The sequence below is a fragment of the Actinomycetospora soli genome, assembly GCF_021026295.1.
Lineage (GTDB): Bacteria > Actinomycetota > Actinomycetes > Mycobacteriales > Pseudonocardiaceae > Actinomycetospora > Actinomycetospora soli.
In genome coordinates this window covers 246,695-270,491 of the sequence record NZ_JAJNDA010000003.1, presented here as the reverse complement: position 1 = coordinate 270,491, position 23,797 = coordinate 246,695, and the positions used below count along the sequence as shown (strand labels likewise).

General features: G+C 74.0%; 22 protein-coding genes and 1 riboswitch. Of the genes, 8 read left to right on the top strand and 14 right to left on the bottom strand.

What is annotated here, in order from left to right; translation table 11 throughout:
• Positions 1-23: 23 nt before the first annotated feature.
• The 4 genes from LN037_RS06130 to LN037_RS32290 form a co-directional block, all read right to left on the bottom strand.
• Positions 24-1,019, bottom strand: a complete 996-nt coding sequence (locus LN037_RS06130; RefSeq protein ID WP_230750824.1) for an ABC transporter substrate-binding protein — start codon at positions 1,017-1,019, stop codon at positions 24-26.
• Positions 1,009-1,686, bottom strand: coding sequence for an ABC transporter ATP-binding protein (locus tag LN037_RS06125; protein ID WP_230750822.1), 678 nt, complete (start codon positions 1,684-1,686; stop codon positions 1,009-1,011). Before LN037_RS06125 ends, LN037_RS06130 begins: the two co-directional genes overlap by 11 nt.
• Positions 1,683-2,504, bottom strand: a complete 822-nt coding sequence (locus LN037_RS06120; RefSeq protein ID WP_372460391.1) for an ABC transporter permease — start codon at positions 2,502-2,504, stop codon at positions 1,683-1,685. The genes LN037_RS06125 and LN037_RS06120 overlap by 4 nt, the downstream gene beginning before the upstream one ends.
• 300 nt (positions 2,505-2,804) lie before the next feature.
• Positions 2,805-4,526 carry a DUF6777 domain-containing protein gene (locus tag LN037_RS32290; RefSeq protein ID WP_255693287.1) on the bottom strand — a complete coding sequence of 574 codons (1,722 nt, stop codon included), beginning with the start codon at positions 4,524-4,526 and terminating at the stop codon, positions 2,805-2,807.
• Between the two features lie 186 nt (positions 4,527-4,712).
• Here LN037_RS32290 and LN037_RS06110 point away from each other — a divergent pair, with 186 nt between their 5' ends.
• Complete coding sequence (locus tag LN037_RS06110) at positions 4,713-5,705, top strand: amidohydrolase family protein (RefSeq protein WP_230750821.1); 993 nt, start codon at positions 4,713-4,715, stop codon at positions 5,703-5,705.
• On the opposite strand, the gene LN037_RS06105 is transcribed toward LN037_RS06110, so the two are convergent.
• The 6 genes from LN037_RS06105 to LN037_RS06080 form a co-directional block, all read right to left on the bottom strand.
• Positions 5,702-6,895 (bottom strand): trans-sulfuration enzyme family protein, encoded by a 1,194-nt coding sequence (locus tag LN037_RS06105; protein WP_230750819.1) that lies wholly within the window; start codon positions 6,893-6,895, stop codon positions 5,702-5,704. The genes LN037_RS06110 and LN037_RS06105 overlap by 4 nt on opposite strands.
• A 209-nt stretch (positions 6,896-7,104) precedes the next feature.
• Positions 7,105-8,403, bottom strand: a complete 1,299-nt coding sequence (locus LN037_RS06100) for a PLP-dependent cysteine synthase family protein (RefSeq protein WP_230750818.1) — start codon at positions 8,401-8,403, stop codon at positions 7,105-7,107.
• Complete coding sequence (locus LN037_RS06095; RefSeq protein WP_230750817.1) at positions 8,400-9,722, bottom strand: LLM class flavin-dependent oxidoreductase; 1,323 nt, start codon at positions 9,720-9,722, stop codon at positions 8,400-8,402. Before LN037_RS06095 ends, LN037_RS06100 begins: the two co-directional genes overlap by 4 nt.
• Positions 9,722-10,822: an LLM class flavin-dependent oxidoreductase gene (locus LN037_RS06090; RefSeq protein WP_230750815.1), complete on the bottom strand. Its 1,101-nt coding sequence runs from the start codon at positions 10,820-10,822 to the stop codon at positions 9,722-9,724. The genes LN037_RS06095 and LN037_RS06090 overlap by 1 nt, the downstream gene beginning before the upstream one ends.
• The gene (locus tag LN037_RS06085) at positions 10,819-11,514 is read right to left on the bottom strand and encodes a GNAT family N-acetyltransferase (protein ID WP_230750813.1); all 696 of its coding nucleotides are present in this window, start codon (positions 11,512-11,514) and stop codon (positions 10,819-10,821) included. The genes LN037_RS06090 and LN037_RS06085 overlap by 4 nt, the downstream gene beginning before the upstream one ends.
• Positions 11,515-11,684: 170 nt before the next feature.
• Positions 11,685-12,101, bottom strand: a complete 417-nt coding sequence (locus LN037_RS06080) for a hypothetical protein (protein WP_230750811.1) — start codon at positions 12,099-12,101, stop codon at positions 11,685-11,687.
• Between the two features lie 214 nt (positions 12,102-12,315).
• Between LN037_RS06080 and LN037_RS06075 the strand changes: the two genes are divergently transcribed.
• From LN037_RS06075 to LN037_RS06050, 6 genes are all read left to right on the top strand, one after another.
• Positions 12,316-12,462: a hypothetical protein gene (locus LN037_RS06075; protein WP_230750809.1), complete on the top strand. Its 147-nt coding sequence runs from the start codon at positions 12,316-12,318 to the stop codon at positions 12,460-12,462.
• Positions 12,462-13,601, top strand: a complete 1,140-nt coding sequence (locus LN037_RS06070) for a YeiH family protein (protein WP_230750807.1) — start codon at positions 12,462-12,464, stop codon at positions 13,599-13,601. Before LN037_RS06075 ends, LN037_RS06070 begins: the two co-directional genes overlap by 1 nt.
• Positions 13,602-13,611: 10 nt before the next feature.
• The gene (locus LN037_RS06065; RefSeq protein WP_230750806.1) at positions 13,612-14,001 is read left to right on the top strand and encodes an APC family permease; all 390 of its coding nucleotides are present in this window, start codon (positions 13,612-13,614) and stop codon (positions 13,999-14,001) included.
• 27 nt (positions 14,002-14,028) lie between these two features.
• Positions 14,029-15,186 carry an APC family permease gene (locus LN037_RS06060; RefSeq protein ID WP_230750804.1) on the top strand — a complete coding sequence of 386 codons (1,158 nt, stop codon included), beginning with the start codon at positions 14,029-14,031 and terminating at the stop codon, positions 15,184-15,186.
• Between the two features lie 166 nt (positions 15,187-15,352).
• Positions 15,353-15,468, top strand: a riboswitch (SAM riboswitch).
• 37 nt (positions 15,469-15,505) lie between these two features.
• Entirely contained in the window at positions 15,506-16,837 is a 1,332-nt protein-coding gene (locus tag LN037_RS06055) for an aminotransferase class V-fold PLP-dependent enzyme (protein ID WP_230750802.1), read from the top strand.
• Positions 16,838-17,150: 313 nt separating this feature from the next.
• A complete protein-coding gene (locus LN037_RS06050; RefSeq protein ID WP_230750800.1) occupies positions 17,151-18,245 on the top strand; it encodes an LLM class flavin-dependent oxidoreductase in 1,095 nt (364 codons plus the stop codon).
• Positions 18,246-18,248: 3 nt separating this feature from the next.
• On the opposite strand, the gene LN037_RS06045 is transcribed toward LN037_RS06050, so the two are convergent.
• Both LN037_RS06045 and LN037_RS06040 read right to left on the bottom strand, forming a co-directional pair.
• The gene (locus LN037_RS06045) at positions 18,249-19,379 is read right to left on the bottom strand and encodes an LLM class flavin-dependent oxidoreductase (RefSeq protein ID WP_230750798.1); all 1,131 of its coding nucleotides are present in this window, start codon (positions 19,377-19,379) and stop codon (positions 18,249-18,251) included.
• A 166-nt stretch (positions 19,380-19,545) separates the two neighbouring features.
• The gene (locus LN037_RS06040; RefSeq protein WP_230750796.1) at positions 19,546-19,761 is read right to left on the bottom strand and encodes a dodecin; all 216 of its coding nucleotides are present in this window, start codon (positions 19,759-19,761) and stop codon (positions 19,546-19,548) included.
• Positions 19,762-20,349: 588 nt separating this feature from the next.
• Between LN037_RS06040 and LN037_RS06035 the strand changes: the two genes are divergently transcribed.
• Positions 20,350-21,597, top strand: a complete 1,248-nt coding sequence (locus tag LN037_RS06035) for an acyl-CoA dehydrogenase family protein (RefSeq protein WP_230750794.1) — start codon at positions 20,350-20,352, stop codon at positions 21,595-21,597.
• 118 nt (positions 21,598-21,715) lie between these two features.
• Here LN037_RS06035 and LN037_RS06030 read toward each other — a convergent pair whose 3' ends face one another.
• Positions 21,716-22,072 (bottom strand): nuclear transport factor 2 family protein, encoded by a 357-nt coding sequence (locus LN037_RS06030; RefSeq protein WP_230750792.1) that lies wholly within the window; start codon positions 22,070-22,072, stop codon positions 21,716-21,718.
• 115 nt (positions 22,073-22,187) lie between these two features.
• Entirely contained in the window at positions 22,188-23,786 is a 1,599-nt protein-coding gene (locus LN037_RS06025; protein ID WP_230750790.1) for a dipeptide ABC transporter ATP-binding protein, read from the bottom strand.
• Positions 23,787-23,797: the final 11 nt, after the last annotated feature.

Sequence of the window (23,797 nt, the reverse complement as noted above, 5' to 3'; positions counted from 1 at the left end):
GTCGCTATAACGACCGAAAGTGCTCACGTGGGCGTAGCCCACCCCCTCTCGGACTCGTATCGGCGGTCGATCACGTCGGCGAAGCGGACCCGGCCGGGGATCACCCCGGCGTCGGAGAACGCGTCCGCCAGGTCCTGCTGGGAAGCGACGAGCTTCTCGTCCATCGGCACGGGCAGGTCGGGACCGCGGTCCGTGGCCGTCGTCGTCACGGCGAGCGGCAGCTTCGTCTCCGCACTCCACGACTGCGCCCGCTCCGGTCGGTTCGCGTCGCAGAAGCGCATGGCGGCGTCGACCCGGCGGAGGTAGTCGCCGAGGGCGGCCTGGGTGCGCGGGTCGGCCAGCGTCTGGTTGCCCGCCACCTGGAACGAGTACCCGTTGGCGGTGCCGGTCCCGTCGACGAGCACGCGCGCGCCGGTCTCGAGCTGGGCCTGCGCGGTGTACGGGTCCCACACCGCCCAGGCGTCGATCTGCCCCTGCTTGAAGGCACCGTAGGCGTCGGCGGGCTGCAGGAACGTGGTGTCGACGTCGTCGATCGTCATCCCCGCCGCGCGTAGCGACAGCAGCAGCTGGCCGTGCGCGGAGGTGCCCTTCCCGACGGCGATGCGCTTGTCACGCAGGTCCTCGACCCGCCGCAGCGGCGAGTCGCGCGGTGCGAGGATCGCGTCGCTGACGACGTTGCCCTGGGCTGCGGCCACGAGCTGGACGCGGGCCTTCGCGGCCGCCGCGAAGATCACCGGGGTGTTCCCGACGTAGCCCACGTCGATCGCCCCGGCCCGGGCTGCCTCGATGAGGGGCGGCCCGGCGCTGAAGGTGGTCCACTCGATGCGGTACGGCAGGCCCGCGAGCGCGTTCGCCGCCTCGAGCTGGGACTGGATGCCGCCCTTCTGGTCGCCGACCCGCAGCACGACGCCCGTCGGGTCGGCCGGCGGCTGCACCGGCGGGCGCGAGATCGGCACCGACGAGCACCCGGCGAGGGCGACCGCCGAGCCGACGCCGAGCAGGAACGCCCTACGCCGCATCGTCGACCACCCCGAGCTCGGCCAGCACCGTCGACCGCAACGCGCCGGTGTCCCGACGCGGCCGCGGTCCCGGCGCGTGGTCGGCGACGATCCGGCCCCCGTCGAGGACGAGCACGCGGTCGGCGAGGGCGATCGCCTCGTCGACGTCGTGGGTGACGAGGAGGATCCCGGGCTGGTGGCGCCCCCACAGGTCGAGCACCAGGTCGTGCATCGCGATCCGGGTCAGGGCGTCCAGGGCGCCGAACGGCTCGTCGAGCAGCAGCAGCTCCGGTTCCCGGACCAGGGCCCGTGCCAGCGACGCGCGCTGCGCCTCGCCGCCCGACAGCGTGAGCGGCCACGCCTCGGCGCGCTCGGCCAGCCCGACCTCGGCGAGCGTGCGGTCCACGTCGGCCCCGGTGGGCAGCCCCAGTGCGACGTTCTCCCGCACGCTGCGCCACGGCAGCAGGCGCGGTTCCTGGAACGCAACCGCCACCGACCCCGGGACCGCCACCGACCCGACGTCGGGAACGTCGAGGCCCGCGAGCACCCGCAGCAGCGTCGACTTGCCCGACCCGCTGCGCCCGAGCAGCGCGACGAACTCCCCGGCGCCGACGGTGACGTCGAGACCGTCGAGCACCCGCCGTCCGGCGAACTCCCGGACCAGCCCCGTGACCTCCGCGGCGCTCATCCGCGCCACCGCAGCGCGCGCTTCTCGACGCGGCGCACCAGGGCGTCCGTGCCGAGCCCGAGCAGCGCGTAGACGACGAGCCCGACCACGATCACGTCGGTCCGCAGGAACTCGCGGGCGTCCATGATCAGGTAGCCGAGCCCGGAGTCGGCCGAGACCGTCTCGGCGACGACCAGCGACAGCCATGCGATGCCGAGCGAGAGACGCAGGCCGGTCAGCGCGGAGGGCAGGGCGCCCGGGATGACGACGTGGCGCAGCACCTCGCGGCGGTCGAACCCGGAGACCTGCGCCATCTCGAGCAGCTTCGGGTCCACACCCCGCACGCCGGCGTGCACGTTCAGGTAGATCGGGAACAGCACGCCGAGCGCGACGAGCAGGATCTTCGGTGTCTCCTGCACCCCGAACCACAGGATGAACAGCGGGACCAGCGCCAGGTGCGGCAGCGTCCGCAGCATCTGCACAGGCGGGTCGATCAGCAGGCCGCCCCAGCGGGAGAGCCCGGACCAGATGCCGAGGGCCACGCCGAGGACCGCGCCGAGGACGAACCCGACGATCACCCGCACCAGGGAGACCAGCAGGCCCTCGGGCAGCTCGCCGGACACCGTGACGTCCCACGCCGCCTGCACCACGCGCAGCGGGGAGGCGAGTTCGTCCTCGGCGAGCAGGCCGGTCGTCGACGCGAGCTGCCAGATCACGAGGATCGCGATCGGCGAGATCCAGCGCTTCCAGGCGTCGGATTCTCGACGTCGGGCCACGGGCGGCTTCCCGACGGCGGGTGTGGAGGCGCGCGCGGGCGCGCCCGGGAGGGTGGTGGACACACGGGCTCCTGGGGTGGGCGGCGACGGTCGGCGTGTCCTACCGACAGGTCGTCGCGTCGAGGCGCATGAGGTCCACGTGGCGTCGCCACGTCAGGAGCCAGCCCCGGAGCATCCCCCGATCGTGCGGAACCGGACGGGGTCCTGCAACCCGGGAGGTGCGCCGTCCGCCTGCCTCCGGCCGGGAAGACCAGCGAGCACCCTCGGTGGTCGGGCCGGGCCCGGGGCCACCGAGGGTGCTCGCTGATCATGACGAGAGCCCGGCTCCACCTGGGGTGGGGCCGGGCTCCGGTGTCGCGGGGATCAGTTGTCGGTGCTCTCCTGCGACGAGGTCTCGGAGGCGCTCTCCGTCGAGCTCGACCCCGAGGAGCCGGCCTCGGTGCTCCCGGTGCTCCCGGTGCTCCCGGTGCTCCCGGAGGTCTCCGAGCTGCCGGTCGAGCCGGTCGAGCCGGTCGAGGAGGTGGTGGCGGGCTCCGACGTCGCCGACTTCGCGGCGCACTGCGCGGCGGGGTCGGTCACCGGCGAGACGGTGGCGGAGGTGCCGACCGGGCAGGTCGCGGTGCCCGTGGCGGCACCGGTGCCGGCCACGGCCGGAGCCGTCTCGTCGGCGCCGGGTGCGTCGGGAGCCGTCGCGGCCTCGGGAGCCGTCGCGGCCTCGAGGGCCTTCGGGTCCTTCGGCTCGTCGCCGGGCTTCGTCGCCGGCTCGGTCGCCGAGGCGGCGGCCTCCTCCTGGGCCTTCTTCGCGGCCTCCTCGGCGGCCTTCGCGACGTTCTCGTCGTTGCGGGCCTTGGACTCGGCGTTCTTGAGCTGGCTCTCGGCGGTGTCGGCCTCCTGGTCGGCCTTGGTGGCGTCGTTGCCGGCCTTGATCAGTGCCGTGGCCGCGCCGATCTGCTCCGACTTGGCCGCAGCGAGGCGGGCGTGGGCCTGGGCGACCCGGGCCGGGTTCGGCGGGAAGGCGCGCAGGGCGGCGGCGAGCTCGTTCTGCGCGGCCACGGCTGCGGTGTTCGCGGCGGTGGCCCGCTGCTCGGCCGCGGTGCGCACGCCGGCGAGCCGGTCGGCCTCCGAGCGGAACACCTTCGCGTTGATCGCCAGGTCGTCGGCCTTCGCCCGGGAGTCGGTGGCGTCCTTGCGGGCCTGCTCGGCGAGCTTCTTCGCCTCCTCGGCCTTGGCGACGAGCACCGGGTCGGGCTCGGCGGGCGTGGTCGTGGTGCCGCCGCCGGGGTTCGGCCCGGGGTGCGGCTTCGGGTCCGGCTTGCCGGCGATGACGACGACGCGGCGGTTGTCGATGCTGGTGAAGCGGTACTGCGTGATGACCTGCTGCGTCGGGGCGACGGTGATCGCGCCGGAGGTGGCGGCCCCCGGGGTGAGCGGGTTGCCGTTGAAGCACTTCACGGTGGGCTCGCCGTACGAGTTGACCAGCACCGCGGTGCCGGCGGCCAGGACGACCGGCTCCTCGACGAAGGCGCCCTCGCGGAACGGGTGGTCGGTGACGCTGGTGGCGGCGCGCAGCACGACCGGCGAGAGCGAGTCGACGAAGGCGGGGACGTCGGCGGCCTGGAGGCCGAACACGCCGCCCCAGGCGGCGAGCTTCGCGGGGTCGGCCTGCAGCTGCGCCAGGAAGGCGGCGTTGTCGCAGGCGGGCGGGGTGGTGGCGGCGTAGAGGCCGGCGGTGTCACCGCTCTGCTCGCCGGACGCGGCGACGGTGGCGACCTCGGCGTGGTCGGTGCCGAAGGGGTCGGTGGTCGGGTTCGCGCCGGCGAAGCTCGTGGCCTGGACGGCGGGGGAGGAGGCACCGGAGAGGGCGAACCAGGTGCCGGCACCGCCGACGACCAGGCCGGCCGCGACGAGCCCGGCGACGATCCTGCCCGCGATCGGCCGCTTCGGCGGCAGCGGCGCGGCGGGCGGCGGGACCGGGCCCGGGAACGGCCGGCCGGGGAAGTCCTGCGGGCCGACCTGCTGCGGACCCCGGAACTGCGGCTGGTGGGCGTGGTGGTGGACGGTGCGGGGGTCGACGTAGCTCGTCATCGCGGGGCTCCTGGTGTGTCCCGGGGCCTCGGTGACCCCGTCTCGGTGATGGGAGAAGCCTGTCGCGATCCGGGCGGCGCAACGATCGTGCGGACCCCCCGACCCGGCGGGGAGGACCCCCGGGACCGAGGGGGGCCGGCCCTACCCACGCAGCGACCGCACACCGCCGGGAGCACGATGGTGAGCATGCGCAAGCTCATTGCTCTCGAGGAGCACCTGGCCACGCCGGAGGTCGCCGAGGCGTGGCGGACCGCCCCCGGCACGGACCGGGACCGGGAGGACGTGGCGTCGATGATGGCGACGGCGGGCGAGGCGTTGCTCGACGTCGGCGAGGGGCGCATCGCGGCCATGGACGACCAGGGGATCGACGTCCAGGTCCTGTCGCTCACCGCTCCGGGCGTGCAGAACCTGGAGGCCGGGCGGGCCGTCCCGCTGGCGCGCGGGGCGAACGACGCCATCGCCGCCGCCGTCGCCGCGCACCCCGACCGCTTCGACGGGTTCGCGACGCTGCCGACCCCCGACCCGGAGGCCTCGGCGACCGAGCTGCGCCGCGCGGTGACCGAGCTGGGGCTCGCCGGCGCGATGATCCACGGCCGGACCGGGCCGGTCCGCCTGGACGACCCCCGCAACGAGCCGATCTGGGCGGCGGCCGCGGAGCTCGGCGCGCCGATCTACGTGCACCCCCACCAGCCCGTCGACGAGATCCGCGACGTCTACTACTCGGGCTTCGACCCGGCCACCGACGGCGCCCTCGCCGGGCCCGCGATCGGCTGGCACTACGAGACCGGCATGCAGGTCCTGCGCCTGATCCTCGCCGGCACGTTCGACCGGCACCCCGATCTGCAGCTGGTGATCGGGCACTGGGGCGAGGTCGTGCTCTTCTACCTCGACCGCATTGCCGCGGTGTCCGGCCGGTTCGGCACCGACCTGCGCCGCCCGGTCGCCGACTACTTCCGCGAGAACGTCTCCTACACCGGCAGCGGCCTGACGGTTCCGCGGATGCTGCGGTGGACGATCGAGCTGGTCGGGGTGGAGCGCGTCATGACGGCGGTCGACCACCCGTACGTCGACAACTCCGGCGGAGCCGCGCGCCGCTTCCTCGAGGAGACCGACCTGACCGACGCCGAGAAGGACGCCGTCGGCTCCGGCAACTGGGAGCGGCTGCGCCCCGCCCGTTAGCCCAGCGCGGCGGCCAGGTCGGCTATCAGGTCGTCCGGGTCCTCCAGGCCGACCGACAGCCGCAGGTGGCCGTACCGGCGGAACTGTTCGGGCCAGTGCGCCGCCCGGGGACCGTCCGGCCCGACGTGCACGATCAGCGACTCGTCGTGTCCCACCGACACCGCCGAGGTGATCACCCGCAGGTCGGCGACGAACCGGTTCTGGGTGTCGGCGTCGCCGTCCAGGGCGAACGCCATGACCGCGCCGGGCGGCTCGCCGTCGAACATCCGTCGGGCCAGCTCGTGCTGCGGGTGCGACGGCAGGCCGGGGTACGCGACGTAGGCGACCTCGGGCCTCGACGTCAGGAACTCCGCCACCCGCTGCGCCGACGCCAGGTGCTGCCGCAGCCGCAGCGGCAGGGTGATCGCCCCGCGGGCGATCAGCCAGGCGTTGAACGGCGAGATGACGCCGCCGACGTCGATCATGACGTCGGCCCGGATCGGGTCGAGCAGGTCCGTCGCGCCGAGGACGGCGCCGCCCATCGCGTCGCCGTGCCCGTTGACGAACTTCGTCAGGGAGTGCACGACGAGGTCCGCGCCGTGCTCGAGCGGCCGGTACAGCGGGGGCGGCGTGAAGGTGGAGTCCACCGAGAGCAGCGCGCCGGCCTCGTGCGCGATCGCCGCGACGGCCGGGACGTCGCACACGCGTGTGGTCGGGTTCGCGACGACCTCGGTGTGCACGAGCCTCGTCTCCGGCCGGATCGCGGCGCGGACGGCCTCGGGGTCGGACGTGTCGACGAACGTCGCCGCCACGCCGTAGCGCGCGGGCAGGATGTCGCGGAACAGCCGGAACGTCGCCTCGTAGGTCACGTCGGAGATCACCGCGTGGTCGCCGGTGCGCAGCAGGCTGAAGAACACGGCGTGCAGCGCCGCGACCCCCGACGCGAGCACGACCGCGTCCTCGGCCCGCTCCAGCGCCGCGAGCTTGTGCTGCAGCGCGATCTGGTTGACCCCGGAGTTGCGCGTGTACAGCGGCGTGTCGAAGCCGGACCACGACAGCGACGACGGGTCCTCCGGGAGCGCGTACGAGTTCGCCATGACCAGTGGGGTGCGGATCGCCCGGGTCCTGGGGTCGACGGCGTTGCCACCGTGCACCGCCTGCGTCTCGAGGCGGCACGACGACGGGTCGTGCTTGTCGGGTCGCTCGGTCACGGCAGGCAAGGTACGGCCCCGCCCGGAGAGGTAGCGGATCCGGACGCCCAGGCCTTGGATCCGCTACCTCTGCGGAACGGCGGTGCAGTCGCGTCGGGGAGGCTAGGTCGGGAACCGGCGTGTGTGGTGCACAGGGACCATGTGCACCACACACGGCACTCGTCGACCTAGCGTTTGGTACGGCTTCGCCAGGTGAGCAGAAGGTGGGGTCATGACCCCACTTTCTGCTCACCTGCGCGGAGCGCACCTCGCGTCACCAGCCCTGCCAGGCGACCGTCCCGCACGAGGTGCGCACATCCGCCGTCGGGAAAGCGCTCCAGGGCGTCGGCCACCGACTCGCCCACGCCGAGCCCCACCGGCGGAGACGCTGCGGGCCCCACCGTCCCGGAACCCGACAGGTCCGCAGCGGTGGCCAGCGCCAGCACCTCACCGGCGGCCGGCGGGAACCGGTCGGGCCGCCCCGCCAGCACCACCGGCAGCGCGGGCTGGCCCGACGACTCCAGGACCCGGCGGGCCTCCGCCGCCGGCGTCCCCACCGGCACCGACACGACGGGAGACACGTACGCCGACAGTTCGCCGTCGAGGAAGCCCTGCCGTCGGCACCACGTGTCGGAGTGGTACTTCGAGAGGTAGGCGCGGCCGGAGTCCGGCAGCAGGACGACGACGCAGTCGCCCGTCACCGAGGACGCCACCGCGTAGGCCGTCCCCGACGAGCCGCCGACCAGCAGCCCCTCCGTCCGGGCCAGCGTCCGGCAGGCGTGGATCGACGCCCGGTCCGGCACCGACACGACCTCGTCCACCACGTCCCGGTGGTAGGAGTCGGGCCACGGGTCGTCCACGGTCTGCGGGTGCAGGTAGTGCCCGGCCGCCTCGATCGCGAACGGCGAGCCGTCCCCGCCGCCGTAGGTCGAGGTCACGGGGTCCGCGCCGATCACCCGCACGCGCCCGTCCGAGGCCTCCTTGAGGAACCGTCCGGTCCCGGAGATCGTGCCCCCGGTACCGATCGTCGCGACGAAGTGCGTGACCCGGCCCTCGGTGGCCTCCCAGATCTCCGGACCCGTCGTCCGGACGTGGACCGCCGGGTTGGCCGGGTTGCCGTACTGGTCGGCCCACCATCCGCCGTCGGTCTCGCGGGCGATCCGCGCGGCGTACGCGACGACGTGGTCCGGGTGCTCCTTCGGCAGCGCCGGCGGCGTCAGCACCACCTCCGCGCCGTACGCGCGGAGGGCGTCGAGCTTCTCGACGGCGGTCTTGTCCGGCAGCACGCACACCATGCGGTAGCCGCGGGCGGCGGCGACCTGGGCGAGCCCGAGCCCGGTGTTGCCCGAGGTCCCCTCGACGATCGTGCCGCCGGGACGCAGGGCGCCGGACGCCTCGGCGTCGAGCACCATCGACAGCGCGGCCCGGTCCTTCACCGACCCGCCCGGGTTGAGGTACTCGAGCTTGGCGTGCACGCCGGACCCCAGGGTCACCAGGGGCGTCCCGCCGACGAGATCGAGCAGGTTCATGACTGCGACAGTGCCCGCGCCGGCGCGAGCCCCAGGTTCTCCCGCAGGGTCGTGCCCTCGTAGGAGGTGCGGAACGAGCCCTTCTCCTGCAGCAGGGGCACGACCTGGTCGACGAACGGGTCCATCCCGCCCGGCGTGATGTGCGGGACGAGGACGAACCCGTCGGAGGCGTTCGACTGGACGAAGTCGTCGATCGTGTCCGCCACGCGCTGCGGGGTGCCGACGAAGGTGTGCCGTCCGTTCTTCGCGATGACCACCTCGCGCAGCGACCAGCCCTTCGCCTCGCCGAGCTCGCGCCACTCCTGCGCGGTCGCGACCGGGTCACGGTACTGCCGCACGCTCGCGCGCCCCTTCGAGAAGTGCTGGCCCGAGTCGACGTCGTTCTCGGTGACCGGGTCGAAGCTCGGCACCGGGCCGTCGGGGTCGACGTCGGAGAGGTCGCGGTTCCACACCTGCTCGGCGAACGCGATCGCCGTCGCGGGGGAGACCTGCTGGTACTGGACCTGCCGGGCGTTCTCGGCGGCCTCGTCCTCGGTGTCGCCGAGCACGAACGTCGCCGCGGGCAGGATCTTGAGGTCCTCCTCGCGGCGGCCGAATTTGGCGAGCCGGGCCTTCACGTCGGCGTAGAACTCCATGCCGGCCTGCTTCTCGGCGTGCCGGGTGAAGATCGCGTCGGCGGACTCCGCGGCGAACTCGCGGCCCTCCTCGGAGTCCCCGGCCTGGATGATCACCGGGTGGCCCTGGGGGCTGCGGGGGAGGGGGAACCGGCCGGTGATGTCGAACTGGTCGGTGTGGATGTCGAACTCGCCGCCGTCGGTGTCCCAGAGCTGCTTGGCGACGTCGAGCATCTCCTTCGCCCGCAGGTAGCGCTTCTCCTTCGGGAGGTAGCCGCCGCGACGGAAGTTCTCGCCGGTGAACTCGTCCCAGCTGGTGACGACGTTCCACGCGGCCCGACCGCCCGAGAGGAAGTCGAGGGAGGCGAGCTTGCGGGCCACGTCGAGCGGCTCGTTGAACGTCGAGTTCACCGTGCCGGCCAGCCCGACGTGCGACGTCACCGCCGCCATCGCCTGCAGGATCGACACGTTGTCCGGGCGCCCCATGACGTCCAGGTCGTAGATCTTCCCGCCCTGCTCGCGCAGCCGCAGGCCCTCGGCGAGGAAGAGGAAGTCGAACAGGCCGCGCTCGGCGGAGCGGGCGAAGTGCTCGAACGACGAGAACTCGATGTGGCTGCCCGACGCCGGGTCGCTCCAGACCGTCGTGTTGTTGACGCCGGGGAAGTGCGCGGCGAGGTGGATCTGCTTCTTCGCGGGCTGGTTCATCACTGCACTCCGGCGTAGCGGTCGGCGGGCTTCTCCAGGCCGAGCAGCCCGCGCAGGGTGTCCGCCTCGTAGGCGGTGCGCGTCAGGCCCCGGCGGGCCAGCTCCGGGGCGAGGTCGCGGGTGATGCGGGGGAGGTCGTGCTCGGCGACGGCGGGTCGCAGGCGCGCCCCGTCGAGGCCGGCGGCGGCCCAGCCCTCGAGCTTCGTCGCGAGCTGGTCGACGGTGCCGGCGAAGACGTCGGCGTCGGAGCGCAGCGTCCGCTCGCCGTCGAGGCGGGTCCAGCGGGTGCTGGCGGCGGTGGCGTCGTCGTCGAGGAAGACGATCAGGTCACCGAGGACCTGGGTCGGCCGGTCGCGTCCGATCTCCGCCTCGGCCGACCGCACCCCGCGCAGCGTCGTGGCCGCGTCACCGGTGGGCCCGTCGCGGCCGACGCCGTCCGGCGTGGTGAACACGAGGTCCGCGCAGCGCGCCGCGAGCCGGTACGCCGTGTCGACGTGCGCCAGAGCGGTGACGATCGGCTGGCCCTGCGGCGGACGCGGCGTGATCGACGGGCCGCGCACCGCGAAGTGCGAGCCGACGAAGTCGATGTAGTGCAGCTTCTCCCGGTCGACGAAGCGGTTGGTGGCCGCGTCCCGGATCTCGGCGTCGTCCTCCCACGAGTCCCACAGCCGGCGCTGGACCTCGACGTGGTCGGCGGCCTCGTCGAACAGGGTCTCGCGGGTCTCCGAGTTCGGGTCGCGTCGGCCGAACAGCGCCGCCTCGGCCGGGTCCGCCGAGACCTTGATCCGCTCGCCGGCGCGTCCCGCGGTGACCCAGTCCAGCGTCGCGATCTGCGTCGAGACGTGGAACGGCTCGGTGTGCGTGGCGACCACCGTCGGCACGACACCGACGTGCGAGGTGGCCGGGCCGGCGCGCAGCGCGATCAGCACCGAGTCGAGCCCGCGCCGCGCGAACCCGTCCTCGAGGGTGACCAGCGTGGCCAGGCCCCGCTCGGCCTCCTGGACCTGCGACACCCAGAAGTCCGGATCGAGCACGTCGCCCGGTGGGGCGGCGGGGTGCCAGCCGGTGTCGTGGAGTGCGACGGCGAGGTGGAACGTCATGAGTCCTCCGGGGCTCGGACGGCGACGAACGAGGGGCGGGCGCGCAGGCGGAACCCCAGCTGCTCGTAGAGCCGGATGGCGGTGGTGTTCTCGGCGGCGGCGTGCAGGTACGGCGTCTCGTCCCGCGCCCGGACGCCCGCGGCGACGGCGAGGACCAGCCGGGTCGCCAGACCCTGCCCCCGCACGGCGGGGTCGGTGCACACGGCGCTGATCTCACAGGCGCCCGGGACGTGCATGCGCTCGCCGGCCATGGCGACGAGTCCCAACATGTCGTCCCGGATGCCCAGGTAGACGCCCAGTTCACGCGTGCGCCGGGCGAAGGGACCGGGCCGGGTGCGCCCGACGAGGGCGAGCATCGCGTCGACGTCCGCCTCGCCGAGCAGCGCGAGCTGCGGGTCGGCCGCGGTGGGGGTCGGGACGGCGTCGTCGAGCACCATCTGCACCCCGGGGATGTCCCGCTCCAGGGTCCACCCGTCGGGGACGTCGAGCGGGCCGGCCGTGCGGATCACCATCACGTCCCCGAGCGCGGCCGCGTCGCGCCACTCCTGCGGCGAGCGCGGCGGCGCGAGGAACGGGGCGACGTCCGGGTGGTAGCGCACGGCGTCGCCGTGGCGCACGGCCAGGTGGGCCTGCGGGCCGTCGAGCGCGGCGCGCAGCGGGTCGTCGAGCGCGGTCGTGGTGGGGGCGTCCACCGGGTGTCCTCCCTGTCGGTGCGGATGCGACGGGGAGACGTCCTACTGCCCGGGCGGGGACCCGACGCCGTCGAGCCACCGGCGCGAGACGAGCACGATCACCCGGCCACCGTAACCACGACGGCGCGGTTCGTGCAGGTGAGCAACATCCGCCCCGCCTGCGGGAATACTCAGCGGTCCTTCCCGTGGCCCTTCCCACGGCCGTCGTCCTTCGGCCCCTTGCCCCGGTCCCCGCCCTTGTCCTTGCCCTTCTCGTCCCCACGGCCCTTCCCGGGCCCCTCGTCGTCCGCGGCGGGCCGGTCCTTCCCGACGTCGGGTCGGGACGCCTCGCGCGGTCCGGCGTCCGGCGCGGCGGCGGCCTGCGACCGGGTGGTGGTCGGGTCGGGAGCGTCGACGGCGACCGGGGCCGGGGCCGCGGCGGACGGCGGGGCGACGCCCGCCGGCACGATCGGCGCCCCCGCCGCGGGGAGGACGGGGGCGGCGGGCGACGGACCCGGCGTCGTGGGGAGCACCGCGACGGTGACCGCACCCGCCGTCAGGAACAGCCCCGCGGCGAGCGCCGCGAGCCGGGGCCAGGTCCACCTCATGGGGGAGCAGGGAATCACACGCGCGGGGTGCCCGGTCGATCACCCGTCGTTGACATCCGTCCGGCTCGTGCACTTCAGTGCACCTGTGTCCGCCTCGCCGCACGTGCTCGTGGCCGTGTGGCGTCGTCACGTGGATCTCTGCCGCACGGCCGCGGCGCTCTGTCGCTCCTGACGCCCCCGCCACCTCTTCCGCACTCCCGTCAGGAGTTCCGTCGTGCCCGAGAACGACGACGCCGCCGACGCGCGCGTCGACCGAGTCCGATCCATCGCCCTCTCCGAGGACTGGGCAGCGACCGTCGTGGGTCTGCTGCTGATCGTCCTGGTCCTCGCCGGCGCCTTCCCCGGCTGGCTGGTGCCCTGATGAGCACCTCCGACACCAGTGCGGACGCCGCCGACCGCCCCCTCCCGCAGACCCCCGACGGCCGCGCGACCTGGCCGTGGACCGTGGCCGGCGTGGTCCTCGTCGTCGCCCTCGCGCTGCTGGTCACGTGGCTCTCCGAGGCGGTCCCCGAGGCCGCCGAGGGCACCGCCTGGTCCGGGATCGCCGAGGGCGTCGAGTACCCGATCTACGCCATCGCGCTGGGCCTGCTGGGCAACCTCGTGCTGTCCGCGACCGGGCAGCGCGACCGGCTCTCCGGCGCCTTCCGCACCGAGTTCTTCATCAAGACCGGCCTCGTGCTGCTCGGCGCCTCGATCGACCTGGGCGTGATCGCCGGCGCCGCCCTGCCTGCGATCATCCAGGCGATCGTGCTGGTCAGCGCGGTCTTCGCGTTCACGTGGTGGCTCGCCGGGAAGCTCGGCGTCGACCAGCGCCTGCGGGCGCTCCTCGCGTCGGCCGTGTCCATCTGCGGGGTCAGCGCGGCGATCGCGGCGGCCGGGGCGGTGCAGGCGCGCAAGGAGCAGCTGGCGTACTCGGCGAGCCTCGTCATCGTCTTCGCCCTGCCCTCGATCTTCCTGCTGCCGTGGCTGGCCACGCTGTTCGGGCTCCCGCCCGCCGTCGCGGGCGCGTGGATCGGCGGCAACATCGACACGACGGCCGCGGTCAGTGCGGCGGGCGCGCTCGCCGGCGAGGACGCGCTGCAGATCGCGACGATCGTCAAGGTCACGCAGAACGCGCTCATGGGGCTCGTCGCGGTCGCCCTGACCGCGTACTTCGCGTTCCGGGTCGAGCGCACCGCGGGCTCCGCCCGCCCGCGCTGGGCCGACCTGTGGCACCGGTTCCCGAAGTTCGTCCTCGGGTTCGTCGCCGCCTCCGTGATCGCGACCGTCTACCTCGGTCTCGTCGGCTCCGCCGGCAAGGCCGCGATCAGCGACGTCAACGCCCTCCGGAACTTCTTCCTCACCCTGGCCTTCATCTCGATCGGCCTCGAGTTCCGGCCGGGACCGCTGCGGGAGGCGGGCTGGCGTCCGGTCGGCGTGTTCGGGGCCGCGACCGTGTTCAACCTGGCGGTCGGACTCGGACTCGCCGCGCTGCTCTTCCAGGGCGTCGCGACCGGGTAGCCCGCGGTCCGTGTCCACCACGGCCGGCGACGAGGTCGCCGCGGAGGAGGGCCGCCTGCGCCGCCACCTCGGCGTGGGCGGGCTCTCCGCCATCGGGTTCTCCAACATCGTCGGCTCGGGCTGGCTGTTCGCCGCGCTCTACGCCGCGCAGATCGCGGGGCCCGCGGCCCTCGTGGCGTGGCTGATCGCGGGCGTGCTGGTCACGCTCGTCGCGCTGGTGATGGTGGAGCTGGGCGCGACCCGGCCCGAGGGCGGCGGCACCGTCCGCTGGCCGCTCTACGCGAGCGGCCGGCTGACCGGGACGGTCATCGGGTTCTCGGTGCTGCTCTCGGTCGGCGCGACCTCCGCCGAGCTCACCGCGATCGTCCAGTACGCGGGCTACTACCTGCCGTGGCTCTAGGCCGACGACGCGCTGACCGGGCCCGGCGTGCTGTTCGCCGTGGTCCTCTCGGTGGTGCTGACCGCGCTGAACTGGTTCGGCGTGAAGCTGTTCGGACGGGTCAACACGGCGGTGACCGTGGTCAAGGTGGCCGTCCCGCTGCTGACCGTCGTGCTCCTGCTCGCCTCCGGCTTCGACTCCGCCCGCCTCACCGACCACGGCGGCTTCGCGCCCTACGGCTGGGGTGCCGTGCTCTCTGCGCTGGCGGGCGGCGGGATCGTGTACTCGCTCAACGGGTTCCAGGCGCCGGCCGACTTCTCCGGCGAGGCCCGCAACCCGCAGCGCACGGTGCCGCTCGCGGTGCTCGGGTCCATCGGGCTCGCGCTGCTGCTCTACCTCGGGCTGCAGCTCGCGTTCCTCGGGGCCGTTCCCGACGACGCCCTCGGCGCCGGCTGGCAGGGGGTCAACTTCGAGTCCCCGTTCGGGCAGCTCGCGGTGGCCCTGAACCTCGGGTTCCTGGCCGCGGTGCTCTACGGCGACGCGGTCGTCTCGCCGGGCGGGTCGGCGTTCGTCGGGGTCGCCGTCGACGCGCGGCACACCTACGCGCTCGCGAAGAACCGGCTGCTGCCGCGCGCCCTGATGGCCGTGCACCCCTCGTCGGGCGTCCCGCGCCGGGCGCTGCTGCTCAACCTCGCCGTCATCGTGGTCTACCTGCTGCCCTTCTCCGGATGGCAGTCGATCGTCTCGGTGATGGGCACGCTGTACCTGCTGCTCTACCTCGCCGCGGCCGTGGCCGCCGAGGTGTTCCGACGGCGGGAACCGGAACGGCTCTCGGGGTGGGTCCCGGGGCTGCGGGTCATCACGCCGGTGTCGTTCGTGCTCGCGACGCTGTTCGTCTACTGGTCGGGCTTCACCGACCTGCGCCTGGCACTGCCGCTGACGTTGATCGGCGTGCCGCTGTTCGTGGTGCTGTGGCGGCGGGACCGGACAGGGTCGCTGCTCGAGGAACTCCGCCGCGGCGCGTGGCTCGTGTTGCACCTGGTGGTGCTGACGCTGCTGTCGGGTCTCGGCTCGTTCGACGGTCTCGGGGTGCTCCCGACGCCGTGGGACAGCGTGGTCGTGGCGGTGTGGGCGGCGCTGGTGTTCCCGGTGGCCGTGCGTGCCGGGGTGCGGGAACCGTCCGACGCCATCCCCGTCCGAGCATGATCACGTCGAGGGGACGCTCAGAGCTGATGTCGATCTCCGGAACAGCCATGGCGGTCCCCTCGACGTGATCATGGTCCGCGACGTCCAGCTGCCGGCGGTCCCGTCGGCGGTGAAGCGGATCACGGGGGTCGGCGGCGGTCGTCGACCGTGTTAGCGTCCTCGACCAGGTCACGAGTACCAGCGTCAAGCCCCGGCTCGCTGGTCGGCAACCCTCCTCCGCGGCGGGGTGCTCCGGGTGATGACCAGGCCGGCGCGACACCCGCGACCCGGCAAGCGCGGACCCGAACCGTCGGGTCCCCGACGGTCACGGAGAACCGTCATGACTGCCGTCCTGAGCCCTGCCCTGCCCCTCACCGTCGGTGCGGACCTCGAGGTCCCGCTCGTCGACGGGCGCCGCGTCCGGTACGCCGACCTCGACGCCGCCGCCAGCGCGCCGCCGCTGCAGGCCGTCGCCGACCACGTCGCGGAGGTGCTGCCCTACTACGCGAGCGTCCACCGCGGCGCGGGCTACACGTCCCGGGTGTGCACATCGCTGCTCGAGTCGGCCCGCGCGACGGTCGGGCGGTTCGTGGGTGCCCGGACCGACGACGTCGTCGTCTTCACCCGCAACACCACCGACGCGGTCGCCCTGCTCGCCCGCGCCGTGCCGGGCCCGGTGCTCACCCTCGACCTCGAGCACCACGCGACGCTGCTCGCCTGGCGGCACACCCCGCACCACGTCGTGGCCGCCGGCGACACCGTGCGCGGCACGCTCGACGCCCTGCGCGACGGCCTCCGGACCCACCGGCCGGCCCTCCTCGCCGTCACCGGGGCCTCCAACGTCACCGGCGAGACGCTGCCGCTGACCACGATCGTCGAGATCGCCCACGCCGCCGGGGCCCGGGTCGCCGTCGACGCCGCGCAGCTCGCCCCGCACCGCCGGGTCGACCTCGCCGCCCTGGGCGCCGACTACCTCGCCCTGTCCGGCCACAAGCTGTACGCGCCGTACGGCGCCGGGGTCCTCGTCGGACGGCGGGACTGGCTCGACGCTGCGCCCGCGCACCTGGCGGGTGGGGGAGCGGTCCGGTCGGTCGCGGTGACCGACGGGGAGACCGACACCGCCTGGCTGCCCGCCCCGCAGCGCCACGAGGGCGGTACACCGAACCTGCTCGGCGCCGTGGCGCTGGCCGCCGCGTGCCGGGCGCTCGAGCCCGTCATCGACAGCGCGGTCCCGGCGCACGAGCGCGAGCTCGCCGCCCGTCTGCGCGCCGGTCTCGTCGACGTGCCGGGGGTGCGGCTGCTCGAGTGCTTCGACGACGCGCCGGACCAGGTGGCGGTGGTGGCGTTCGAGGTCGAGACCCTGCCGGCCGGGCTCGTCGCCGCGGCCCTGTCCGCCGAGCACGGCATCGGCGTGCGCGACGGCCGCTTCTGCGCCCACCCGCTGCTCGACCGCCTCACCGGCGGCCGCGACGCCGTGCGCGCGAGCCTGGGCCTGGCGGGCACCGCCGACGACGTCGACCGGCTCGTCGTGGCCGTGGCGCAGCTGGTCGCGCGCGGACCGGGCTGGACCTACGCGCAGCGCGACGGTCGGTGGGTGCCGACGCCGGACCCGCGGGACCTGGATCCGCTCGCTGTCGGGACCAGGGAAGGACTGCCCGGCTGCGACCGGTGACGAGCGCGACCACCGTCCGGACGGTGGTCCGCGAACGAGGTCGACCGCTGTGTCGGGGTCGCACCGTGCCTCGCGCTCGTGCTGCTCGCCCTGCTGGCCCTGCTGACCGACGGTGCGCTGGGCCTGGTGGAGACCCGGCTGCTCCGGCGGTGGACCTGAGCGCTTGACACCCGACCGGGTGACGCTTGACGCTCGAACCGTGCCCCGCCCCGTGCTGACGCGCCGCCGTCACGTGGACCTGCTCCGCGTGACGGCGCAGGGCTGTCGCTGAGGTCCCGAACCCAGTCACAGCCGTCGTCAGGAAGGCACGTCCATGCGGTTCCAGGTCCTCGACATCGTCCCCCACCTCCCGCACCCGGTCACGGGGGAGATCCTCTCGGCGCACGAGCGCCTGAACCGGGTGGTGCGGACCGCCGTGCACGCCGAGGCGCTCGGCTTCGACTCCTACGCCGTGGGGGAGCGGCACGCAGGCGACTTCCTGTCCTCGTCGCCGACCGTGCTGCTCGGCGCCCTCGCCCAGGCCACCGAGCGGATCCTGCTCTCGACCGGGGTGACGGTGCTCTCCCTGCTCGACCCGGTCCGCGTCGCGGAGGACTACGCGACGATCGACCAGCTCTCCGGCGGTCGCCTGGAGATCGTCGTCGGCAAGGGGAACGAGGACCGCCACTTCGGCATGTTCGGCCTCGAGATCGGCAAGCAGTACGAGTACCTCCGGGAGAACTACGAACTCCTCCGGCGCCTCCTGCGCTCCGAGCACGTGGACTGGGTGGGCACGCACCACGCCGACCTGCACGACGTCACGACCCATCCGCGCCCGTTCGACGGCCCGTTCCGGATCTGGCACGGGTCGGCGACCTCCACCGACGCCGTCGACCTCGCCGCCCGCTGGGGCGACCCGCTCATGACGGCGAACGCCCTGCAGCCGCGCGAGGCCTACCTCGTGCTCATCGATCGCTACCGGGAGAAGCTCGCCGAGCACGGCCACGACCCGGCCGTCGGCTACGTCGGGTCGGGCTCGGGCGGGCTGTACCTCGCGGCGACCGACGAGCAGGCGGTCCGGCAGTACCGGCCGATCTACGAGGCCATGGCCGCGAAGCTCGCCGCCGCCCACGCCGGCGACCCGCGCACGGGCAAGACGATGTCGTTCACGACGATCGAGGAGGCCGTCGCGCACGGGCCGGCGCTCGTCGGGACGTCGGAGCGCGTGGCCGAGAAGATCCTCGACTACCACAAGGCGTACCGCCACGACCTGCAGTCGGTGTCGATCAACCCCGTGCTGCCCCACGGCGAGCAGCAGGAGGTCCTCGCGCGCTTCGCCGAGGAGGTGATCCCGCTGGTGCGCCGCGAGGTGTCGACGACGCTGTGGGGTCCCGACGACGCCGGGCGCGCCGCCGGTCTCCGCGCCTGAGCGTCAGGCCGCGGTCAGCGTGTCCACACCGCGCGGCCGCCCCTCGGCCTCCCGGCGGGCGACCTCGGCGCGGACCAGCGGGATGACCTCACGGCCGAACTCCTCGGCGTCGGCGAGCAGGTCGTATCCGCGCGCCGAGAGGACGTCGACGCCGAGGTCCCAGTAGTCCACGAGCGCGGCGGCGACGGTCTCGGGCGTCCCGACGAGTGCGGTCGAGTTCCCGCCGCCCCCGGTGGCCTTCGCCGTCACGGTCCACAGCGCGCGGTCGAACCGCTCACCCCGGGTCGCGACGGCGAGCAGGCGCTGGGAGCCGGCGTTCTCCGGGTTCTGCAGCCGGTGCCGGTTGGTCAGGGGCACCGCCCCGCCCTGCGTCCGCTCCTCGATCCGCGCCACGGTGGCGTACGCCTTCTCCCACGCCGCCTCCTCGGTGACGCCGAGGATCGGGCGGAACGCCACCTGGATGCGCGGCATCGTCGTGCGGCCGGCGGCCCGGGCGGCCGCGTGCACGGTGCGGATCTGCTCGGCGGTGTCCGCCAGCGGCTCGCCCCACAGGGCGTAGATGTCGGCCTCGGCGCCGCCCACGGCGTAGGCCGCGGCCGACGAGCCGCCGAAGCTCAGGTTCGGCCGGGGTGACTGCAGCGGGCGGACGTCGGCGACGAAGTCCTCGAAGGCGTAGTGCTCGCCCGCGTAGTCCCAGGGCTCGCTGCGGGTCCACGCCTGCTTCAGGATCTGCATGTACTCGCGGGTGCGGCCGTACCGCTCGTCCTTGGACAGCCGGTCGCCCTCGCGGGCCTGCTCGTGGTCGCTGCCGCCCGTGATGACGTGGACGGTGACGCGGCCCCCGCTGATCGCATCCATCGTCGCGAAGGTCTTCGCCGCGAACGTGGGGATCGACAGGTTGGGTCGGTGCGCGACCAGCAGCTGCAGGTCCTCGACGTGGTCGAGGATGTAGGTGGCGGCCTGCGCCGGGTCGGGGCTGCCCGACCCGTAGGCGGTGAGCACGCGGTCCCAGCCGTGGTCGCGGTGGGCGCGCGCGAGGCGCAACGTGTACTCGGGGTCGAAGGCGGGGCCGCTGCGGGCCCCCGTCTCCGACCCGTCGTGGGTGGCGGCGATACCGAGGAACTCGACGGGCACAGCTCTACTCCAGGGGGTTCTCGACGACGGGTGGCCACGGCGGCCCATCTCAGGTCGCGGAGCAGACCCGCTCGAGGTCGATGTGACGCCGGCGCGTCAGGAGCGGCACGCCCTCCACCGTCCTCCGCGGGCGGCGGCAGGTCAACGCCGCCCGCGGAGGAGGTGCTCACTTCGTGTCGGTGAGCGCGAAGCCGACCTTGAGGGTGACCTGCACGTGGCCGACCTCGCCGTTCTCGACGTGGCCGCGGATCTCGGTCACCTCGAACCAGTCGATGTCCTGCAGGGTCTTCGAGGCGCGGGAGATGGCGCCGCGGATCGCGTCGTCGACCCCCTTCTCGGAGGTGCCGACGATCTCGGTCTTGCTGTACGTGGTGTCCGCCATGGCGAGCTCCTGGGGGTCGAGGGGTCGGGAACCGACGCCCGGGCGGGCGACGGCGCGCCGCGGACGAGGGCCCACCGGGGCCGGTCGCGGGACGGTCAGCGGCGCGGACAGGCCGCGCTCGAGCGCCGCCGGAGGTCGACGTGCAGGCGGCGCACCAGGCGTCCGGGCACGTGTCTCACCTCGTCGGGGCGGGTCGGCGGGCCGCCATCGTCGTCATCCGGCCGACGTCGGAGCAAGCCGAAGGAAAGCGGATGTGACCGCGACCTCTCTCCGGCAGGAGATCCGTTGACACGCCGTCGGTGTGCCGGTTCGGTGAGGCCCGTGAGCCGACCGACCGAGGTGCTGATCCCGGCACTGCTGACGTCGCGTCTGCACGTCGACCTGCTGCTGGTCTCCTCCAGCGCCTGTCGCCACTGACCTCGACGGTCCCCGGCGCCCGCTGAGCGCGCCGCTGTTCGCGCGTCCTCCGCGCGATCCCTCCCGGCGTCCTCGCACGCCGTCCCCGGCCCGGGGTGCCTTCTCCCCCCCCCCCGCGGCCCGTTCCCGCGCACGCCGACGTCGCGTGCACATCCCGCTGGAAGGACCCCCATGACCGAGGTACTCGAGCCCTTCGTGACCGCCGCCCGCGACGGCGGCGCCGACTTCGCGGCCCTGCCCACCCCGACCACGACCGCCGAGTGGCTGGAGCGGGCCCGCCTGGTCCGCCGCATCCTGGAGGTCGACGCCGCGGAGCGCGACGCCGCCGGCGCGACGCCGTACGACGAGGTGGCCGTGCTCAAGCGGTCCGGCCTGGTCACGTTGCTCGGCCCCGTGGCGCAGGGCGGGGGCGGCCAGGAGTGGCCGCTGGCCTATCGGGTGACCCGGGAGGTCGCCGCGGGCGACGGCTCGATCGGCCAGCTGCTCGGCTACCACTACCTGTGGTTCTGGGCGGCGCGGCTGGTCGGCACACCCGAGCAGATCGAGGCCGTCGAGACGCAGGCGACGGCCGAGCAGTGGTTCTTCGGCGGCGCCGTGAACCCGCGCGACGACGACGTCGTCATCCACGACGAGGGCGACGAGCTCGTCTACCACGGCAAGAAGTCGTTCTCGACCGGCAGCAACGTCTCCGACGTGACCGTCCTCGAGGGCGTCATCTCCGGCACCGAGACCCACGTCTTCGCGATCGTGCCCTCGAAGCAGGACGGCATCGTCTACCACGACGACTGGGACAACGTCGGCCAGCGACTGACCGAGTCCGGCGGGGTCACCATCGACGGCGTGCGGGTGCCGTGGGCCGCAGCGGCGGGGTTCCGCGACAAGGTCTATCAGCCGCGCGTCTACAACACCCTGAACGTCCCGGTGATCCAGCTGGTGTTCGTCAACTTCTACCTGGGGATCGCGCGCGGCGCCCTCGACACGGCTGCGGAGTACACCCGCACCACCACACGCCCGTGGCTGCACGGCGGGCAGGAGCGCGCCACCGACGAGCCCTACATCGTCGACGGCTACGGCGACCTGACGGCGAAGCTCTGGGCGGCCGAGGCCCTCGCCGACGCCGTCGCGGACGAGCAGCAGGAGATCCACCGCGACCCCGACGCCCTGACCGAGCAGGCGCGCGGCGAGCACGAGGTCCGGGTGGCGGCCGTGAAGGCGGTCGCCACCGACGTCGCGCTGGCCGCCTCCAACGCGATCTTCGAGCTCACCGGTGCCCGCGCGACCCGGGCGTCCCTGGGCTTCGACCGGTTCTGGCGCAACGTCCGCACGCACTCGCTGCACGACCCGGTCGCCTACAAGCGCCGTGAGGTCGGGCGCTTCGTGCTGACCGGCGAGTTGCCCCAGCCGACCTGGTACAGCTGACCGCGACCCACCGCGCCTCGGTCCCCTCCCTCGGGGTCGATCGCGGTGCGCCGGCAGGACTCGAGTAGGACGGTGCCCAGGAGAAGTAGCGGATCCGAGGCCTGGGCGTCCGGATCCGCTACATCTGTGTCGGGACCGGCGTGCCCTGGTGGAAGAGCACCCGCCACGGCCCGCCGGGCTCCCGCCGCCAGATCGAGCTGCGCAGCGTGGTCCGTTCCCGACGACGGGTCCGGTAGGTCACGAGCACGACGTCCTCCGCGAGCCGGACCGCCGCCTCGTCGGAGACGACCAGCGGCTCGTGGTCGGCGGCGAACACGACCGCCAGGACGGACTCGCGGTCCCACTCCCGGCCCGACGCGCCGAACTCGCGGAACTCCGGGTCGATCAGCGGGCCCGCCAGCTCCCGGGACCGCCGGACCTCGAGGTCGAGCAGCCGGAGCTCGAGGTCGATCACCGCGCGCAGCTCGTCGTCCATCCATGAACCCTGGGCGCCGGACCATGATCACGTCGAGGGGACGTCGGTAGCTGATGTCGATCTCCGGAACGGCCATGGCCGTCCCCTCGACGTGATCATGGTCCGGTCCAGGTGCCTACACCCGCGCCTGCTGACCGGCGATCGCGCCCAGCAGGGTCCGGGTGTACTCGTGGTGCGGGTCGTCGAACAGCTCGCCGGTGGGCCGGAGCTCCAGGAGCCGCCCGCCCTGCATCACCCCGACCCGGTGGGCGACCCGGCGGACCACCGCGAGGTCGTGCGAGATGAACAGGTACGAGAGCCCGTCGCGCTCCTGCAGCTCGTGCAGCAGCTCCAGCACCTGGGCCTGCACCGAGACGTCGAGCGCCGACACGGGCTCGTCGCACACCACGAGGTCGGGGGAGAGGGCGAGCGCCCGGGCGATCGCGACGCGCTGCCGCTGCCCGCCGGAGAGCTCCACGGGCCGCCGGTCGAGCATCGCGGCCGGCAGCGCCACCCGGTCGACGAGCTCGGCCGCCCGCGCCGCCTGCTCCTCGCGCGTGCCCACGCCGAACGCCCGCAGCGGTTCGGTGATCACCTCGCGCACCGCGAAGCGGGGATCGAGCGAGGCGTAGGGGTTCTGGTAGACGAGCTGGGCCCGCCGTCGCAGGTCGCGCCAGGCGGACCCGCGCACCGTCGTGACGTCGGAGCCGTCGAGGAACACCTGTCCCGACGTCGGGTCCGCGAGGCGCAGCAGGAGGCGCGCCGTCGTCGACTTCCCCGACCCGGACTCCCCGACGAGCGCCAGCGTCTCGCCGCGCGCGATCGTGAAGGAGACGTCGTCGACCGCCCGCAGGTGCTCGCGTCGGAACGACCCGCGCGTCCGCGGCAGCGGGAAGTCCTTCACCAGTCCCCGCACCTCGGCGATCGGCGTTCCGGCCGCGGAGACCGGCGGAAGGGCGTCCACGACGGCGAGCCCGGGCGCGGCCGCGAGCAGCTCCCGCGTGTAGGGGTGCGTCGGCCGTTCGAGGATCTCCGCGGTCGGCCCCTGCTCGACGATCCGGCCCTGCGACATCACGACGATGCGGTCGGCACGATCGGCGGCCACCCCGAGGTCGTGGGTGACCAGCAGGAGCGCGCTGCCGGTCGCGGCCCGCAGCTCCTCGAGGTGGTCGAGGATGCGCCGCGCGACGGTGGCGTCCAGCGCGCTCGTCGGCTCGTCCGCGATCAGCAGCGCGGGGGACGCCGCGATGGCCACGGCGATCAGCGCCCGCTGCCGCAGCCCGCCCGAGAGCTCGTGCGGGTACTGGCCCGCGCGCGTCACCGCGTCGGGGATGCCCGCCCGTTCCAGCAGCTCGACGGCCCGCGCCGGGGCGGAGCGTCGGTCGGCCAGGGCGTGCACGCGCAGCACCTCCGCGACCTGCGTCCCCACCTTCTGCACCGGGTTGAGCGAGACGCCCGGGTCCTGGGGGACCAGACCGATCCGGGCGCCGCGCACCGCGCGCAGGGCCTTCTCGGAGCGGCCGAGCAGCTCCTCGCCGTCGAGCGCGACACTGCCCGCGCGCACCGCGCCGTTCGCCGCGAGCAGCCCGATCACGGCCTGGGCCAGCGTCGACTTCCCCGAGCCGGACTCCCCGACGACGGCCACGACCTCGCCCGCCGCCACCTCCAGCGAGACCCCGCGCAGGGCGTCGACGGTGCCGCCGGCGACCCGGTAGTCGACCTGCAGGTCCGTCACGCTCAGCAGGC

Bases quoted from the DNA above. Each gene is read 5' to 3' on its own strand.
- LN037_RS06130 (WP_230750824.1), bottom strand. From the start codon at position 1,019: ATGCGGCGTAGGGCGTTCCTGCTCGGCGTCGGCTCGGCGGTCGCCCTC.
- LN037_RS06125 (WP_230750822.1), bottom strand. From the start codon at position 1,686: ATGAGCGCCGCGGAGGTCACGGGGCTGGTCCGGGAGTTCGCCGGACGG.
- LN037_RS32290 (WP_255693287.1), bottom strand. From the start codon at position 4,526: ATGACGAGCTACGTCGACCCCCGCACCGTCCACCACCACGCCCACCAG.
- LN037_RS06110 (WP_230750821.1), top strand. From the start codon at position 4,713: ATGCGCAAGCTCATTGCTCTCGAGGAGCACCTGGCCACGCCGGAGGTC.
- LN037_RS06100 (WP_230750818.1), bottom strand. From the start codon at position 8,403: ATGAACCTGCTCGATCTCGTCGGCGGGACGCCCCTGGTGACCCTGGGG.
- LN037_RS06095 (WP_230750817.1), bottom strand. From the start codon at position 9,722: ATGAACCAGCCCGCGAAGAAGCAGATCCACCTCGCCGCGCACTTCCCC.
- LN037_RS06090 (WP_230750815.1), bottom strand. From the start codon at position 10,822: ATGACGTTCCACCTCGCCGTCGCACTCCACGACACCGGCTGGCACCCC.
- LN037_RS06080 (WP_230750811.1), bottom strand. From the start codon at position 12,101: ATGAGGTGGACCTGGCCCCGGCTCGCGGCGCTCGCCGCGGGGCTGTTC.
- LN037_RS06070 (WP_230750807.1), top strand. From the start codon at position 12,462: ATGAGCACCTCCGACACCAGTGCGGACGCCGCCGACCGCCCCCTCCCG.
- LN037_RS06055 (WP_230750802.1), top strand. From the start codon at position 15,506: ATGACTGCCGTCCTGAGCCCTGCCCTGCCCCTCACCGTCGGTGCGGAC.
- LN037_RS06050 (WP_230750800.1), top strand. From the start codon at position 17,151: ATGCGGTTCCAGGTCCTCGACATCGTCCCCCACCTCCCGCACCCGGTC.
- LN037_RS06040 (WP_230750796.1), bottom strand. From the start codon at position 19,761: ATGGCGGACACCACGTACAGCAAGACCGAGATCGTCGGCACCTCCGAG.
- LN037_RS06035 (WP_230750794.1), top strand. From the start codon at position 20,350: ATGACCGAGGTACTCGAGCCCTTCGTGACCGCCGCCCGCGACGGCGGC.
- LN037_RS06030 (WP_230750792.1), bottom strand. From the start codon at position 22,072: ATGGACGACGAGCTGCGCGCGGTGATCGACCTCGAGCTCCGGCTGCTC.